This is a genomic window from Streptomyces sp. NPDC042201 (assembly GCF_055582185.1).
Genome location: NZ_JBVJDS010000002.1, coordinates 504,293 through 519,975, shown reverse-complemented (window position 1 = coordinate 519,975; position 15,683 = coordinate 504,293). Strand labels below are relative to the sequence as shown.

General features: G+C 70.9%; 15 protein-coding genes. 1 reads left to right on the top strand and 14 read right to left on the bottom strand.

The window, feature by feature from the left end:
- Positions 1-7 precede the first annotated feature (7 nt).
- The 10 genes from ACZ6MZ_RS06215 to ACZ6MZ_RS06170 form a co-directional block, all read right to left on the bottom strand.
- The gene (locus ACZ6MZ_RS06215) at positions 8-502 is read right to left on the bottom strand and encodes an inorganic diphosphatase (protein ID WP_469350118.1); all 495 of its coding nucleotides are present in this window, start codon (positions 500-502) and stop codon (positions 8-10) included.
- A 52-nt stretch (positions 503-554) separates the two neighbouring features.
- A complete protein-coding gene (locus ACZ6MZ_RS06210; protein ID WP_469350114.1) occupies positions 555-1,508 on the bottom strand; it encodes a CopD family protein in 954 nt (317 codons plus the stop codon).
- A gap of 111 nt (positions 1,509-1,619) precedes the next feature.
- Positions 1,620-1,835, bottom strand: coding sequence for an EF-hand domain-containing protein (locus ACZ6MZ_RS06205; RefSeq protein WP_384181610.1), 216 nt, complete (start codon positions 1,833-1,835; stop codon positions 1,620-1,622).
- A 118-nt stretch (positions 1,836-1,953) separates the two neighbouring features.
- Positions 1,954-2,571: an ADP-ribosyltransferase gene (locus tag ACZ6MZ_RS06200; RefSeq protein ID WP_469350112.1), complete on the bottom strand. Its 618-nt coding sequence runs from the start codon at positions 2,569-2,571 to the stop codon at positions 1,954-1,956.
- A 153-nt stretch (positions 2,572-2,724) separates the two neighbouring features.
- Positions 2,725-3,906 (bottom strand): YncE family protein, encoded by a 1,182-nt coding sequence (locus ACZ6MZ_RS06195; protein ID WP_389783857.1) that lies wholly within the window; start codon positions 3,904-3,906, stop codon positions 2,725-2,727.
- Positions 3,907-3,914: 8 nt separating this feature from the next.
- Positions 3,915-4,712 carry a polysaccharide deacetylase family protein gene (locus tag ACZ6MZ_RS06190; RefSeq protein ID WP_384181606.1) on the bottom strand — a complete coding sequence of 266 codons (798 nt, stop codon included), beginning with the start codon at positions 4,710-4,712 and terminating at the stop codon, positions 3,915-3,917.
- 356 nt (positions 4,713-5,068) lie between these two features.
- The gene (locus ACZ6MZ_RS06185; protein ID WP_389783860.1) at positions 5,069-5,596 is read right to left on the bottom strand and encodes an ATP-binding protein; all 528 of its coding nucleotides are present in this window, start codon (positions 5,594-5,596) and stop codon (positions 5,069-5,071) included.
- A gap of 250 nt (positions 5,597-5,846) precedes the next feature.
- Positions 5,847-6,617, bottom strand: a complete 771-nt coding sequence (locus ACZ6MZ_RS06180) for an enoyl-CoA hydratase/isomerase family protein (RefSeq protein WP_389783727.1) — start codon at positions 6,615-6,617, stop codon at positions 5,847-5,849.
- Between the two features lie 86 nt (positions 6,618-6,703).
- Positions 6,704-7,990, bottom strand: coding sequence for a L,D-transpeptidase (locus ACZ6MZ_RS06175; RefSeq protein WP_389783729.1), 1,287 nt, complete (start codon positions 7,988-7,990; stop codon positions 6,704-6,706).
- A gap of 205 nt (positions 7,991-8,195) precedes the next feature.
- Positions 8,196-9,440, bottom strand: a complete 1,245-nt coding sequence (locus ACZ6MZ_RS06170; protein ID WP_384181600.1) for a L,D-transpeptidase — start codon at positions 9,438-9,440, stop codon at positions 8,196-8,198.
- 149 nt (positions 9,441-9,589) lie between these two features.
- On the opposite strand from ACZ6MZ_RS06170, the gene glgX reads away from it, so the two are divergent.
- Positions 9,590-11,914, top strand: a complete 2,325-nt coding sequence (gene glgX / locus ACZ6MZ_RS06165) for a glycogen debranching protein GlgX (protein WP_469350110.1) — start codon at positions 9,590-9,592, stop codon at positions 11,912-11,914.
- 76 nt (positions 11,915-11,990) lie between these two features.
- On the opposite strand, the gene ACZ6MZ_RS06160 is transcribed toward glgX, so the two are convergent.
- From ACZ6MZ_RS06160 to ACZ6MZ_RS06145, 4 genes are read right to left on the bottom strand one after another with little or no spacing between them, the layout of a single operon-like run.
- Positions 11,991-12,632: a response regulator gene (locus tag ACZ6MZ_RS06160; RefSeq protein WP_386878231.1), complete on the bottom strand. Its 642-nt coding sequence runs from the start codon at positions 12,630-12,632 to the stop codon at positions 11,991-11,993.
- Positions 12,625-13,923 (bottom strand): sensor histidine kinase, encoded by a 1,299-nt coding sequence (locus ACZ6MZ_RS06155; protein WP_469350106.1) that lies wholly within the window; start codon positions 13,921-13,923, stop codon positions 12,625-12,627. Before ACZ6MZ_RS06155 ends, ACZ6MZ_RS06160 begins: the two co-directional genes overlap by 8 nt.
- Positions 13,920-14,663, bottom strand: a complete 744-nt coding sequence (locus tag ACZ6MZ_RS06150; RefSeq protein WP_469350105.1) for an ABC transporter permease — start codon at positions 14,661-14,663, stop codon at positions 13,920-13,922. The genes ACZ6MZ_RS06155 and ACZ6MZ_RS06150 overlap by 4 nt, the downstream gene beginning before the upstream one ends.
- A gap of 1 nt (position 14,664) precedes the next feature.
- A complete protein-coding gene (locus ACZ6MZ_RS06145) occupies positions 14,665-15,624 on the bottom strand; it encodes an ABC transporter ATP-binding protein (protein ID WP_469350102.1) in 960 nt (319 codons plus the stop codon).
- Positions 15,625-15,683 lie beyond the last annotated feature (59 nt).

The window sequence follows — 15,683 nt, the reverse complement described above, 5'->3', positions numbered from 1 at the left end:
CCACCGGTCAGCCGGTACGACCGTGGGAGACGGCTCGGGCCCGGGAGGCGTCGATCTCGGCGTAGGCCTGATCGCGGCCCTCCCAGTGGGATCCCTCCACGGATTTGCCCGGCTCCAGGTCCTTGTAGACCTCGAAGAAGTGGGTGATCTCCAGCAGGTCGAACTCGGAGACATCGGTGATGTCCTGCATGCCCGCGTGGCGGGGGTCACCGGCAGGGACGCACAGGACCTTCTCGTCCGGCCCCTTCTCATCGCTCATCATGAACATGCCGATCGCACGGCAGCTGATCGTGCAGCCGGGAAACGTCCTTTCGCCGACCAGGACCAGGGCATCGAGCGGATCGCCGTCCCGGCCGAGCGTGTGCTCGACATAGCCGTAGTCGGCCGGATAGCGGGTGGCGGTGAACAGCGTCCGGTCCAGCCGGATCCGCCCCGCCTCGTGGTCCATCTCGTACTTGTTGCGTGACCCCTGCGGGATCTCCACGATCACGTCGAATGCCATGAGCGCTCCTCCTTGATCCGGGTGGGTCCGACCGGGTCCTGTCCGGCGGGGATCACTGGCTGCTGACCCAGTGCGGGTCGGGCACCACCGTCAGAACCGCCGAGACCAGGACGACCAGCGCCAGGACGGTCAGCTCGGCGCGGGCGGGGCGGCCGGCGTCCCGCCCGCCGTACAGCCGGCGTCTGGCCGCCACGGCCAGCCCGCAGGCGACCACGACCAGCGCCAGTTTCGTGATCAGCACGCGGCCGTACGCCGTGTGGAACACGACGTCCGCGGGGAGCCTGCGCAGGGTGGAGACCGTGCCGGTGGCGGCGAGCGCGGCGACGAGCCAGCCGGCGAGCCGGGCGTAGCGGGCCAGCACCGCCCTGGCCTCGGCGGGCTCGCCCCGGCGCAGCCACATCGTGCGCAGCACGTACAGCAGACCGCCGGTCCACAGTGAGGCCGCGGTCAGATGGACGACGGTGAGCCCGGCGCCCAGCAGCGGGGTGTGCTGCTCGGGGTGCGCCCGGAGCGCCTCGGCGCCGATGACGACGGCCAGTGGCGCCAGGGCCCAGAAGGGGCGCCCCAGCGCGGCGCAACCGGCTGCCAGCAGAAAGCCGTTGGCCATGACGAGCAGCAGACGGCCCTGCACGGTGCCGTACACCGTGGTGATGTCGAGGCCGCTGATGTCCGCCAGCAGCACGATCTGCCCGGCCGAGGCGAGCGCCCCTGCGAGCGCGGCGGTGAGCGTCCAGCTGCGCGGTGCGGGGCCGGTACGGGCGAGCCGGCGGCCGGCCAGCTCGCCGAGGTGCAGCGCGAGAGCGGCGAAGACGGCCACGCGCAGTGCGGTGGTGGCGCCCGCGTCGGGTATTCGCAGCTCTCCGGTGCCGCGTCCGGCGATGCCCACGCCGAGCAGCGCGACGAGCACGGCGAACAGGGCGCCCCCGGCTATCAGCCCCGCCGTCAGGGCGGTCCTGCGGCCGGCGGAGCTGGACGTGCCATCGGTGTACGGACCCGGAGATATCACCGTTTGATCATCGCCACCCCGCGCGCCACGCGCCAACGCGACGTAGCGAATGGTGTATGCCCCCCCGGCAAGCGGCGCGCCCCCGGGGCGCGCCGCTGTCGAAAGCCTGTCTTATTCGCCCTTGCGCGCGGCCCAGAACTCGTCGAAGGTCAGCAGCCCGTCGCTGTTCGCGTCGTGGGCGTTGATGACGGCCTGGGCCACGGTCTCCGTCACATTGAAGTCACCGAGCTGCGCCATCGCGCTCTTGTACTCCGCCGCCGTGATGAGCCCGTCGCCGTTCGCGTCGAACCGGTCGAACGCCTTGCGCGCGTCGTCGATGTCCGCCACTGTTTCCGCCCCTTCGTGGTGCCGTATTGACGGGGTCAGATTATCCGCTGCCGCTCACCCGTACGGCGGCAGCCCGGGGCCTTGGCGGATCATGGGGCCGGGACGGGCCGGCGGAGGGTCAGCCGCGCCAGGGCTCGTAGTAGGGGTTGTCCACGCACTGCGACATGATCTCGGTCTTCTTCTGCTTGTCGACCGGGCAGACACCGACGATGTACCGGCGGGAGATACCGCCGGGGAAGGCGACTTCTTCCTGGTCGGCCCACTTGTGGGTGTTCCCGATCGTCTTGTTGACGTCGACGCCACCGGGGGCGTCGACGTAGTAGTTGTAGCCGCTCTTGTACCACTGCTTGTACAGGTCGTGGTCGTACGTGGTGGAGACGTACGGCGAGGGCTGGTTCACCAGGACGTACTTCTCGATGTCGTACTGGCCGTCCACCGTGGCCTTGGGGTGGAACCCCTCCTTGAAGACGATCTCGGGCGCACGGCTGTCGGCGCGGTAGAGCTGACGGCAGTTGGTGCGCCAGGAGGGCGTCGGGGTGATCCGGGCCACGTCGGCCCTGCGGTCCGCCGCGGCGGACAGCGGGTCGGTGACGACGGGACAGCGTTCGGCGGCCTTGGGGGCGGCCACCACCACGGGGGCCGCGGGCGCGGCCTCGGTGGCGGAGACCGGGACCAGGAGGGCGGCGACGGACAGGGCGACGGCCGCGGCCCGCCGCCGCAAGCGAGAGGTGATCATGAGGAGCACCCTCCCGGCTGTACGGCGGCGGGCCGTGGACCGTCACCCGAACGGGGGCGTGTCAGCTGCGGATGTTGCCCCCGGCCAGCCCGCCAACGGGCAGGCCGGGGCAGCATCACAGCGCCGGCAACAGCGCCGACATCAGCGCCCGCGTCAGCGGAAGATTCCCGTGTGCCCCAGCGAGTAGCGGCCGGGCTGCGGATAGACCGCGAGTCCGTGCGGACCGCTGCCGACCGGGATCCGGGCCAGCAGTGCGCCGGTGCGGGTGTCGATCGCGTACACCTCGGCGTTGTAACGCCCGGACAGCCAGAGGACCTTGCCGTCCGCCGAGACCCCGCCCATGTCGGGGCTGCCGCCGTTCGGCAGCTGCCACTTCTTGGTCAGCCGGTTCTGCGCGAAGTCGAAGACGGAGATGGAGCCCTCACCCCGGTTGGGGATGTACATCTCCCTGGAGTCGCGGCTGATGTAGAGGCCGTGGGTGCCCTTGCCCGTGAGCAGCAGCTTGGGGGTGGTGAACTTCTTGCCGTCCAGCACCCATACGCCGTGGGCCATCATGTCGGCGACATAGAACGTCTTGCCGTCGGGCGAAATCTTCACGTCCTGCGGCATGGCGCCGTCGAAGGGCAGTTTCTGCTGGCCGATGACCTTCATCCGCTCCGTGTCGACCTTGAGGAGTTCGCCGGAGAACTCGCAGGAGACGATGAAGTAGCGGCCGTCCGCGGAGAAGTCGGCGTGGTTGACGCCCGCGCAGGTGACGGGCTCGGTCTTCACCACCCGCATGGTGTGCGGGTCGCGGAAGACCAGCTCACGGTCGAGTGAGGCCATGACGATCGCGTACTTGCCGTTGGGCGTGAAGTAGAGGTTGTACGGGTCGTGTACGTCGACCGGCTCGCCGGCCTTGCCCGTGGCGGGGTCGATCGGGGTGAGCGTATGGCCGCGGTTGTTGTTGACCCAGAGGGTCTTCAGATCCCAGGAGGGCACGACATGCTGCGGCTGTGTGTCGACCGGGATGGTCTCGATGACCTTGTACGTCTTCGGGTCGATGACCGAGACCGTGTCGGAGTTGGTGTTGGGGACGTACACCCGGTTGAGGAAGCCCTTCACGACAGGCGACATCATGCCGGGCCGGTCCGCGGCGTAGATGTCCTTGGGGTTCCGCACCGGCGGCATGCCCGGCAGCCCGGGCGGCGGGGCCGGTTTGGAGACGACGGGCCGCGCGGCGGCCGTGGTGGCGGTCGTCCCGGTCCGCGCGGTGTCGGGCCCACCGCAGCCCGCGAGCAGGGCGAGGACGGCGGTCGCCAGCAGGGCGGTGGTCCGTGTGGTGAGGGGAAGCATCCGGTACATCAGGTCAGCAGCTCCGTGGTCGTCACCGCGCGCAGGCCGCGGCGTTTCAGTGCGTCGAGGAGGGCGGGTAGCGCGGCGACCGTGTCCGCGTAGCCGAAGTGCAGACTCACCACCGATCCGTTACGGATCTGTCCGGTGACGGTGCTGGTGACGGCCGCGGCGCCGGGCGAGGTGAAGTCGAGCGAGTCGACGTCGTACGAGAGGACGTGCGGGTAGCCGGCCCGCTGCGCCAGCCGCTGGACGAGCGGGGTGGCGTGCTGGGTCCGGGAGGGCCGGAACCAGGTGCCGATGGAGCCGGTGAGACGCCGCAGCCGCTGGGCACAGCCGGTGATCTCCGCGTACGCCTCCGCCTCGTCCATCGTGGAGATGTCGGTGTGGTGCAGCGTGTGGTTGCCGAGATCGTGACCGCCGTCGAGGATCCGGCGGGCGAGGGCCGGGTTCTCGTCGAGCCAGCCGCCCACGGCGAGGACCGTGATGCGGGCCCCGGCGCGTTCCGCCTCGGCCAGCACGGCGGTGGCGGTGGCGGGGTCGCCCTGGCCGTGGAAGGTGAGCGCGACCCGGGCGGCGCCGCGGGGCCCGCTCACGATCTCGGCGGGCTGCCCGGGGAACCGCCGGGGCGCGGGAGCGGTACGGGCGCCGGGCCGTGCCCCACTGGGGGTGGGGCCGCGGGGCGGTACGGACGATGCTGCGGGAACGGGCGCGGCGGGAGCGCCGTCCGTACAGCCGGTGGCGAGGGCGCCTGTGACGGCCGCGCCGACTGCTGCGCGCAGAGCATTGCGACGGTCGATCGGATTCACGCCCCCATTTAAGGGGGGAGAAGGGCGAAAGATGACGATTGACCCGGTCCGGGGACTTTACGGGTCGCCCCTCAGGCGAGCCCTGCCACCGAATTGATCAATGAATCATCCCCGGAACCTTCCATTCACTCAATAATTACCAGGCGAGTGGCGCAGTTCACCGAGGATTCCTCTGGAAAACTTTGGCTTCACACCCACCCGTCTGTCATAGTCGAAGAAACGACCTCCATTGACCCGGGCCAGGTCGCCGCACACCAGCCGTGGATACACCCCCTCATCCACGGCGCCTCACAGAAGCCCCTCGGTGCCGCACCCCGGCCGCCCGGGGGCTTCTGTGCATCAAATGCCGGGGAGACTCAGGGCGCCTGACGGTCGGTGACCCGCATCTCGAACCAGGTCGTCTTGCCGCGCGGCAGCAGATCCACGCCCCACCGGTCGGAGAGCCGGTCGACGAGGTAGAGCCCACGGCCGCTGGTGTCCATCTCACGCACCGGCATCAGACACGGCAGCCCGCGACTGGGGTCGCGCACCTCGATCCGGATCCAGCCGCGGCGGCGCAGCATCCGTAACCCGAAGACCCGCGCCCCGGTGTGCCGTACGGCGTTTCCGACAAGTTCCGAGACGAGCAGGACCGCGTACTCCGCGGTCTGCGGCGAGAGCGCCCACTGACGCAGCACCACACACTGGGTGATCCGGCGGGCGGCCAAGGCAGATTCGGGGCGGGAGGGCAGCTGGACCTCCTCATCCGTCGGATTGCCGAACAGTTCCACCGCTCTGAGCGCCTGCTCGTCCTCTTCGACGGACGGCGTCCACCGCGCAGCGGCCGCGTTAGCGCGCTGCCGCGGTTGCTCCACACCCTCCAGGCCCGCCATGACCACCATCATGGCCGCCGCGCGCGCCCTCCGGGGCCGTTCCGGCGTAATCAACCCCCCGGAACGGGTCATTCCGGGGGGCGTGATTGGCATATGACTCTGGCAGTATGCCTGCCCGGTCTCCCACGTGACCTGCGATAACGTTCCGCGTTCGGATGATCGCCAAGAGCGATCACGGCGATTATCTTAAGGTTCTCTTAAGGTTGTGTCAGGCCGTGCGCCAGGTTGACGCGGCGGTCCCTCCGGCCAACAGGGGCCGCCATCAGAGGAATTCGGCCTTGCCGGGACCGTCCTCCACGAAGGAGCGCATGCCGCGCTCCCGGTCCTCGGTGGCGAACAGACCCGCGAACCAGGTGCGCTCGATGGCAAGTCCGGTCTCCAGGTCCGTCTCCAGACCGGCGTCCACCGCCTCCTTGGCGGCCCGCAGCGCGAGCGCGGGGCCCTTGGCCAGCTTCGCGGCCCAGGCGTGCGCCTGCTCGTACACCTCCGCCGCCGGGACCACCCGGTCGACCAAGCCGATCGCCAGCGCCTCGTCCGCCTTCACCTGACGGCCCGTGAAGATGAGGTCCTTGGCCCGGGACGGACCGATCAGCCGGGCGAGCCGCTGGGTACCGCCGGCGCCCGGGATCAGTCCCAGCAGGATTTCGGGCTGGCCCAGCTTGGCGTTGTCCCCGGCGATCCGGTAGTCGGCGCAGAGGGCCAACTCGCAGCCGCCGCCCAGCGCGTAGCCGGTGACCGCCGCGACGACGGGCTTGGGGATACGGGCCACGGCGGTGAACGACTCCTGGAGCGCCCGGGAGCGTACGACCATCCCCGCGTGGTCGACGCCCCGCATCTCCTTGATGTCGGCGCCGGCCGCGAAGACCTTCTCGCCGCCGTACAGGATCACGGAGCGTACGTCGTCACGCCGGCCCGCCTCCTCGGCCAGCTCGCGCAGCCGGTCCTGGATGGAGGTGTCCAGAGCGTTCATCGGGGGGCGGTCGAGCCGGATCGTACCGACGCCGCCGGAGACTTCGAGGTTCACGGTTGCCATACGGACGAGGTTAACCGTCGCTAACGCGGAAGGACCCGGCGCACTCGATCACTGTGCGCCGGGTCCGTCCGTCGGTCGGTCAGGTGTTACTCGGTCCACTCCGCCCAGGACATGTTCCAGCCGTTCAGGCCGTTGTCCGGGGCGATCTGCTTGTCCTTGGAGTTCTTCACGATCACCACGTCGCCGATGATCGAGGAGTTGAAGAACCAGGCCGACTGGGAGCCGTTGTCGCCGCCGCCGCGGATGTCCCGCAGGCCCACACAGCCGTGGCTGACGTTCGCCGAGCCGAAGGTGCTCGGGGGCGCCCAGTAGTTGCCGTGGACGAAGGTGCCCGAGGTGGACAGGCGCATCGCGTGCGGCACGTCCTTGATGTCGTACTCACCGCCGAAGCCCACCGTCGCGCCGTTCATCCGGGTCACCTCGTACTTCTCACTGATGACCATCTGACCGTTGTACGTGGTGGTCGACGGGGCGCCCGCGGTGATCGGGATGTTCTTGATCTGCTTGCCGTCCCGCACGACCTTCATCGTGTGGGCGCTCGCGTCGACGGTGGAGACCTGGCTGCGGCCGACGGTGAAGGACATCGACTTGGCCTGCTTGCCGTACACCCCGGGGCGGCCCTCGACGCCGTCCAGGTTGAGCTTGACGGTCACCTTCGTGCCCGCCGCCCAGTACTGCTCGGGCCGGAAGTCGAGCCGGTCGTTGCCGAACCAGTGGCCCTCGATCGGCACGGCCGGCTCGGCCGTGACCGTGATCGCCTTCTCCACGGCCTCGGGCTCGGTGATGCCCCGGGTGAAGTTGATCGAGACCGGCATACCGACACCGACGGTCGAACCGTCCTCCGGCGTGTACTGGCCGATGAAGGTGTTCTGCGGGACGAGCGTGGTGAAGGCGATGTCCTTGGCGGACTCCCGCCCTTCGTCGTCCTTGGCGATGGCGTGCACCTTGTACTTGGTGGCACCGGCCAGATGCTGCAGCGGCTCCCAACTGGCGCCGTCGGCAGCCAGCTTGCCCTCGACCGGGCTGCCCTTGTCGTCCTTGACCGTGACCGTGGTCAGCTTGCCCTTGGCCGCGGAGACCTTGAGGGCGCCGGTGGTGGCGACCCCCTTCGCGCCGTCCTTCGGTGCGATCGTCACGACCGCCACGGAGGCGGCGTTCTCGACCTTCGCCGCGCCCTTGCCGCCGTTCTTGTCACCGCCCCCGGCGCCGGAGTCCCCGCCCCCGCCGCCACACGCGGTGACGGCCAGGAGCAGCGCCCCCAGCATCAGGGCCAGCGGCCCCGTCCCCCCGCGTCCCCCACGTCGTACCGGTCCCCGGCCCTGCGGCCCCCGGCCCGACCCGGCCGATGTCCCCGATATCGGCAGCCCGTTCACTATGGTCGTCTCCCCTCGCGCGGCCTGGCCCCGCCACGGCCCGCACTCCCACGCGTTGAGTCCACGCGCACGGCAAAAGATAATCACACCAGGGGCGTTGCGGAGATCTCGCGCATGTCACCATTCCGTCCCAACAGGGACGTGACGGTGCAGGTCATACGGGCCGCGCGGGGGGCGCGAGGGGATCGGAGGAGTCCGGAACAGCTCAGCTCACGGCCGAACCGGCCTTCCATGTCGGCCAGTCCAGGTTCCAGCCGCTGAGGCCGTTGTCCGGGGAGACCGTACGGTCGAGGGAGTTGACGACTTCCACCACATCGCCGACCAGGGTCCGTTCGAAGAACCAGCCGGCCGGGGTGTCCGATCCGCCGCCCTTGATGTCACGCAGCCCGACACAGCCGTGGCTGACGTTCGCCGTGCCGAACGTGTCGGCCGACGCCCAGTAGTTGCCGTGCAGGAAGGTCCCCGAGGTGGTCAGCCGTACCGCGTGCGGCACGTCCGGGATGTCGTACTCCCCGCCGAAGCCGACCGTCCTGCCGTCCATGCGGGTGACGTCGTACAGCTCCGAGACCACCATCTTCCCGTTGTATGTGGTGTTCTCCGGGGCGCCCGCGGTGATCGGCAGCGTCGAGACCAGCTCGCCGTCCTGCCGTACCTCCATGGTGTGCGCGGCGGCGTCGACCAGGGAGACCTGGGAGCGGCCGACCGTGAAGCGGACGGTCTTCCGCTGGATGCCGAACACCCCCGGAGCCGCCTCGACGTCCCGCAGCCCCACCTCGATCGTGACCTTGGTGCCCGGCTTCCAGTACGCCTCCGGCCGGAGGTCGAGGCGCTTGTCGCCGAACCAGTGTCCCGCGACCTCCACCCGCGGCACCGAGGTGACCTTGATGGCACGCTCGACGGCGGCGCGGTCCTGGATCTGCCGGTTGAAGTCGAAGGAGACGATCATGCCGGTGCCGACGGTGGCGCGGTTCTCCGGAGCGAAATAGCCGATGAACCGGTCCTTGGGGACGGCCGTCATGAAGGTGGTGTGGCGGGCCGAGCGGCGGCCCTGCGCGTCCACGGCCACCGCGTCGATCGTGTATTTGGCGGCCAGCGTGACCCGCGCGCCGCGCGCCGGTGTCCAGGAGCGGCCGTCCTTGGAGATCTGTCCCAGCAGCTCGGTGGGTTGCGCGTCCTCGATCTGCATCACCGTGACCCGCTCCAGTCGTCCGTCGGGCACCTTCACCTCGATTCGGTCAGTCAGGCCGATTCCCTTCGCGCCGTTGTCCGGGGTGATCCGGATCGTGTCCCCCGGAGCGCGTGACGTGCCCTTCGTGAACGACTTTTTCCCGGTGTCCCCGGAGTCGTCCCCGCCGGTGCATCCCGCCAGTCCGGCCAGCCCTGCCATCAGTCCTGCCCATGTCAGGGCCGCGGCGATGCCCGTCCCTGTCCGCTTCAGTACGTGTCTCACGCCCGCCCAACGACCACCCCCCTCCCGGGGAAACGTGAGGGCGGCCCCTCTTGCGGGAAGAACACGGGGAAGGACCACGCGAGGAGAGCCACGGCCGGGACGCCGTGCGCACCGATCCGCGAGGCCGACGAGCCGCGGGAGGCCGGACGGTGGCGAGCGCAGCCGAGCAGCGGGCAGTGCAGCAGGCGGTGGAGGAGGCGGCGCGGAAAGCGGCGGAGGGGACGGCCGGGGAAGGGCGGCGAATGGTACGGAACGGACGGGCCGGCGCACTCCCCTCGGCTGCGGGCAACGGCCGCCGCCGGGAGCCCGGCGCGGTCAGGCTCCCCGTGTGGCCGGGGGCGCCGACGCCGCTGGGGGCCCGCTACCGGGTCGGTCCCGACGGGGTGGCGGGGACCAATTTCGCGCTCTGGGCGGGCGGCGCCGAGGCGGTCCAGGTGTGTCTGTTCGACGACAGCGGCGCCGAGACCCGGCTGTCGCTGACCGAGCTGACGCATCAGATCTGGCACGGCTTCGTGCCGGACGTCCAGCCGGGGCAGCGGTACGGCTTCCGGGTGCACGGCCGCTGGGATCCCTGGACGGGCGCCCGCTGGAATCCGGCGAAGCTGCTGCTCGATCCGTACGCCCGTGCGATCGACGGGGACTTCCGGCTGCCGCCCGAGGTCTACGGCCATGTGCGTGACTGGCCGCAGCGTCAGGTCGCGGACACCGTGCGTGACGACCGGGACTCGGCTCCGTACGTCCCCAAGGGGGTCGTCGTCCACGACGACGCGCCCGACGACGAATGGGCCGACGACCGGCGGCCCAAGACGCCCTGGGCCGACTCGGTCATCTACGAACTGCATGTGCGGGGCTTCACCAAGCTCCATCCGGGGATCCCGGAGCAGCTGCGCGGCACCTACGCGGGCCTCGCGCACCCGGCGGCCATCGGCCATCTGCGGCGGCTCGGGGTGACGGCGGTCGAGCTGCTCCCGGTGCACCAGTTCGCGCACGAGGACCATCTGCTGCGGCGCGGGCTGCACAACTACTGGGGCTACAACTCCCTCGGCTACTTCGCGCCGCACGCCGGCTACGCGGCGGGCGGCACCCGGGGACAGCAGGTCGAGGAGTTCAAGCAGATGGTGCGGGCCCTGCACGCGGCGGGGATCGAGGTCATCCTCGATGTGGTCTACAACCACACAGCGGAGGCCGGGGAGCTGGGTCCGACCCTCTCCCTGCGCGGGATCGACAACCGCGGTTACTACCGTCTCCCGGCCGATGCCCGCCGGTACACCGACTACACCGGCTGTGGGAACACCCTCCATGTGGTCCAGCCCCATGTGCTGCGGCTGATCACCGATTCGCTGCGCTACTGGGTCACCGAGATGGGTGTCGACGGCTTCCGCTTCGATCTGGCGGCGGCGCTGGCCCGCTCCATGCACGACGTCGACATGCTCTCGCCGTTCCTCGCCGTGATCGCCCAGGACCCGGTGCTGCGCCGGGTGAAGCTGATCGCCGAGCCGTGGGACGTGGGCGACGGCGGCTATCAGGTGGGGGCGTTCCCGCCGCTCTGGACGGAGTGGAACGACCGCTACCGCGACGCCGTACGGGACTTCTGGCGCGGCGCCCTGCCGGATGTACGGGACCTCGGCTACCGGCTGTCCGGGTCGAGCGATCTGTACGCCTGGGGCGGGCGGCGGCCGTACGCCTCCGTCAACTTCGTCACCGCGCACGACGGATTCACGCTGCGCGACCTCGTCTCGTACGAGCAGAAGTACAACGAGGCCAACGGCGAGGACAATCGGGACGGGACCAACGACAACCGCGCCTGGAACTGCGGGGTGGAGGGCGAGACGGACGACGCCGAGGTCAACGCCCTGCGGCGGCGCCAGCAGCGCAATCTGCTCACCACGCTCCTGCTGTCGACCGGGGTACCGATGCTGGTGGCGGGCGACGAGATGGGCCGCACGCAGGGCGGCAACAACAACGCGTACTGCCAGGACAACGAGGTGAGCTGGCTCGACTGGTCGCTGCTGGAGCGGCCGGACGCGCGCGGGCTCCACCAGCTCACCGTCCGGCTGCTCGCCCTGCGCAACGCCCATCCCGTGCTGCGCCGCCGCGCCTTCTTCTCCGGCCGGCCGCAGACGGCCGACGGGCTGCGGGACCTGGCGTGGTTCACCCCGCACGGCGCGGAGATGACGGAGCAGGACTGGTACGCGCCGGCGTCGACGCTCGGGCTCTTCCTGTCGGGGCGGGACATCCCGGGGCGGGACGCGCGCGGGGAGAAGATCACGGACGACAGTTTCCTGACGGTCCTGCACGCGGCGGACCGGCCGGTGGACTTCGTACTGCCGGGACCGCCGTGGGCGGAGGCGTACGAGCTGGTGGTCGACACCTCACGGGAGGACCAGACGCGGGCGCCGGGGACAGTGTACGTCGGCGGGGCGAGGGTGCGGGTGCCGGAGCGGGCGGTGCTGCTGTTCAAGGTCCGTGTGTGAGCGCTGCCGACGCGGGGCGCGGCGTCGGTGGCGGGGCCGGCTTGGGTACGGGGGCGGCTTGGGTACGGGGGCGGTGTCAGCCGAGGATGCCCCGCTCGTACGCCACCGCGACCGCCGCCGCGCGGTCCTTGACGCCGAGCTTGGCGTAGAGGTGAGTGAGATGGGTCTTCACCGTCGCCTCGCTGATGAACAGTTCGACGGCGATCTCCCGGTTCGAGGTGCCCTTGGCGACCAGCGCGAGGACCTCGCGCTCGCGCGCGGACAGCGGCTCCCGGCCCGCGGCGGCCGGCGTCCGCACCCGGGAGACCAGCCGGGAGGCGACCGCCGGCGAGAGCACCGTACGGCCCTCGGCGGCCGCCCGTACCGCCGTGAACAGCTCCTCGCGCGGCGCGTCCTTGAGGAGGTAGCCGGTGGCGCCCGCCTCGATCGCGGGCAGCGTGTCGGAGTCGGTGTCGTACGTGGTGAGGACGAGGACCTTGGACCGGGCGCCGCGGCGGGTCAGTTCGGCAATCGCGTCGACCCCGCCGCCGCCCGGCATCCGCAGGTCCATCAGGACGACATCGGGGTCGAGCCGGGTGGCGAGTTCGACGCCCTCGACTCCGTCGGCGGCCTCGCCGAGCACCTCGAAGCCGGGCGAGGAGTCGAACATGCCGCGCAGACCGTCCCGTACGACGGGATGGTCGTCGACGACGATCAGGGTGATGGTCCGGTCAGCCATGGCGGACCAACGGTACGCGAGCCGAGACGGCCGTGCCCCGGCCCTCCCCTGACTCGACGGTGACGGTGCCCGCGATGCGCTCGGCGCGGGCGCGCATGCCTGCCAGGCCGAAGCCGCCGGTGCCGGAGCGCGGGGGCAGGGCGACCGGGTCGAAGCCGCGGCCGTCGTCCCGGACGTCCAGGCTGATCTCGTCACCCATGTAGGAGAGGGTGACGCCGGCCCGGGTGGCCCGCGCGTGCCGGGCGGTGTTGGCCAGGGCCTCCTGGGCGATACGGAGCAGGGTCGCCGCGACCTCGTCGTGCAGGGGCTCCTCCGTGCCGGTGACGGTGAACCGTGCCCGCAGGCCCGCGTGGTCGGCCCAGGCGGCGACCGTCTTCCTGAGCGCCACGGGGAGCGCGTCGTTCTCCAGCTCGGCCGGGCTGAGGTTCTGCACCGACCTGCGTGCCTGGCCGAGGCTGTGCCTGGCCAGAGCGGCGGCGCGCTCCAGATGTTCGCGGGCGAGCGCGCCGTCGGGGGCGCCCGACACCACCTGGAGCTGGGCGATGATGCCGGTCAGGCCCTGCGCGATGGTGTCGTGGATCTCGGCGGCGAGCCGGCGGCGCTCGTCGGCGACACCCGCCTCCCTCGCCTGGACGAGGAGCTGGGCGTGGAGCCCGGCGTTCTCCGCGAGGGCCTGTTCCAGCCGGGCGTTGGCGCGCTCCAGCTCGGCCATGGTGGCCGCCTTCTCTCTGGCGGCCTCGGCCTCCCTGATCGCGAGGTGGGCGAAGATGAGGGTCAGGAAGCCGTTGAGGGCGAAGAGACCTCCGAAGAGGGTCCAGCCGACGACCCCTTTGGGCGGCAGGCCACCGGCCTGCGATCCCGCCATGGTCACCGCGGTGACGATCAGTCCTGGTCTGACGGCGCGTTTCGGCAGCAGCCGCTCGGAGTCGAAGTAACCGAGGACCGCGTAGACGGCGAACAAGGGGTTGAGCCAGGTGAGCGCGAACGCGAGCGCGGTCCGCACGCTGTAGTAGATCCGGCCGGGTACGGCATGCCCGGGCTGCCCGCGCCCGGCCCGGCCCCACCACAGCTGGAGGGCGGCCGCGGCCAGGACGAGCGCCCCGGCCGCGTAGATCGCGGTGCGGCTCATCTCCAGGCTGCCGGCGGTCGCTGCCGCGATCAGGGTGGCGAGGGCCAGCAGGGCGTACGGGCCCCAGCGGTAGAACTGCTCCCAGCGCTCTTCGACGGAGACGGCCCTGCCCGGCACGGCCCTGCCCGGCACGGCCGTGGTCCGCGCGGAGACCCGGCTCACTCCCACCGGAACCAGCGGGCCGCGGCCCCGGTCAGCAGGACCGCCCACAGCGCCGTCACCCCGAGGTGGTCCCAGCCCGGCCAGCCGCCGCGCATCGCCTGGTCGAGCGCCTCGGAGGCGGCGCCGAAGGGGGTGAGTTGCGCGATGCGCTGAAGGTTCTCGGGCATCGTCTGCACCGGCAGCCAGACGCCCGCGGTGAACATCGCGGGGAAGAAGACGACCGAGCCGACGGCGCCGGCGATCTTCTGGGTCCGGGAGACGGCGGAGACCGTGGCGCCCAGCGCGAGGGCGCTCGCCGTCGTCAGGACCAGGGCCAGGGCGTATCCGGCGGGCTGCGCCGGCAGCCGTACGTCGAAGGCGAGCCGGCCCACGGCGATCACGAGCACGGCCGAGCAGAGGGCGGACACGCCGTGCAGGGTGAGCTGGGCGGTGATCAGGGAGGCGGGCCGTACCGGCGTGGTCGACATCCGGCGCAGGATGCCGCGCTCCCGGTAGCCGGTGAGGACCGGGGGCATCGCCTGGATCCCGGCCGTGATCAGGGCGAGCAGGACGGCGATGGGGACATAGAGATCAATGACCCGGCGGCCGCCGAGGGCGGCGTCGGCTTCCCGGAAGGTCGGGATCAGCCCGAGGATCGTCATCAGGAGCGTCGGGAACAGGATGACCCAGAAGAGGCTTCCGGGCTCGCGCAGGAAGAGCCGTGCCTCGGTCCTGAGGACGGCGGTGGACGCGGAGGCCATCTCAGACCCTCTCTTCCGGCTGGTGGGTGTCGGTCCCGGTTTCGGCCGCGGGGGCACTCGCGGTCGGGGTCTCGGTCAGGTCGAGGAACGCGTCGTCCAGCGTGGCTTCGGTGACCCGGAGCTGATGGGCGGTGACGCGGTGGCGGACGAGCAGGGAGATCACGGCGTTGACGGTCTCGTCCGTGCCGTTGATCACGACGCGGTCGCCCTTGGTCTCCACCGACGCGGCCTGCGGCAGCCCGGCGAGTTCCTGGTCGTCGAGCGGCCGCGAGGGCGTGAAGGAGATGACGGTGGAGGCGGTCGACCTGCCGATCAGCCCGGCCGGGGAGTCGATCGCGGCGACCTTGCCCTTGTCGATCACGGCGATACGGTCGCAGAGCCGCTGCGCCTCCTCCATGAAGTGGGTGACGAGCAGCACCGTCACGCCGGAGTCCCGTATCTCCTCGATCAGGCTCCAGGTGTCCCGGCGGGCACGCGGGTCGAGTGCGGTGGTCAGCTCGTCGAGTACGACGACACGCGGGTTGCCGATCAGGGCGAGCGCGATGAACAGCCGCTGCTTCTGGCCGCCGGACAGCTTCGCGAACCGCGTCGTGAGCTTCGGGGTGAGCCCGAGACGCTCGGCGAGCGGCCGCCAGTCGGCGGGCTTCGGGTAGAACGCGGCGTACAGCTCCAGCGCCTCCCGCACGGTCAGTTTGGGCTGCAGCTCGCTCTCCTGGAGCTGGGCGCCGAGAATCCGCGTCACCCGCTCGTGGTCGGCGACCGGATCGAGCCCCGCCACCCGGACCGTACCGGCGTCGGGGATCCGCAGCCCCTCGACGCATTCGACGGTCGTCGTCTTCCCCGCGCCGTTGGGGCCGAGGATTCCGAAGATCTCGCCCTCCTCGACGGCGAAGGACACCCCGTCCACGGCGGCCGTGGCGCCGTATGCCTTGCGCAGGCCGGTCACTTCGATAATCGCCATGCGCCGAGGGTCGCACCCGGCGGGGGCGAGGAACATCCGCCGTCGCGCTCGACCGCGCA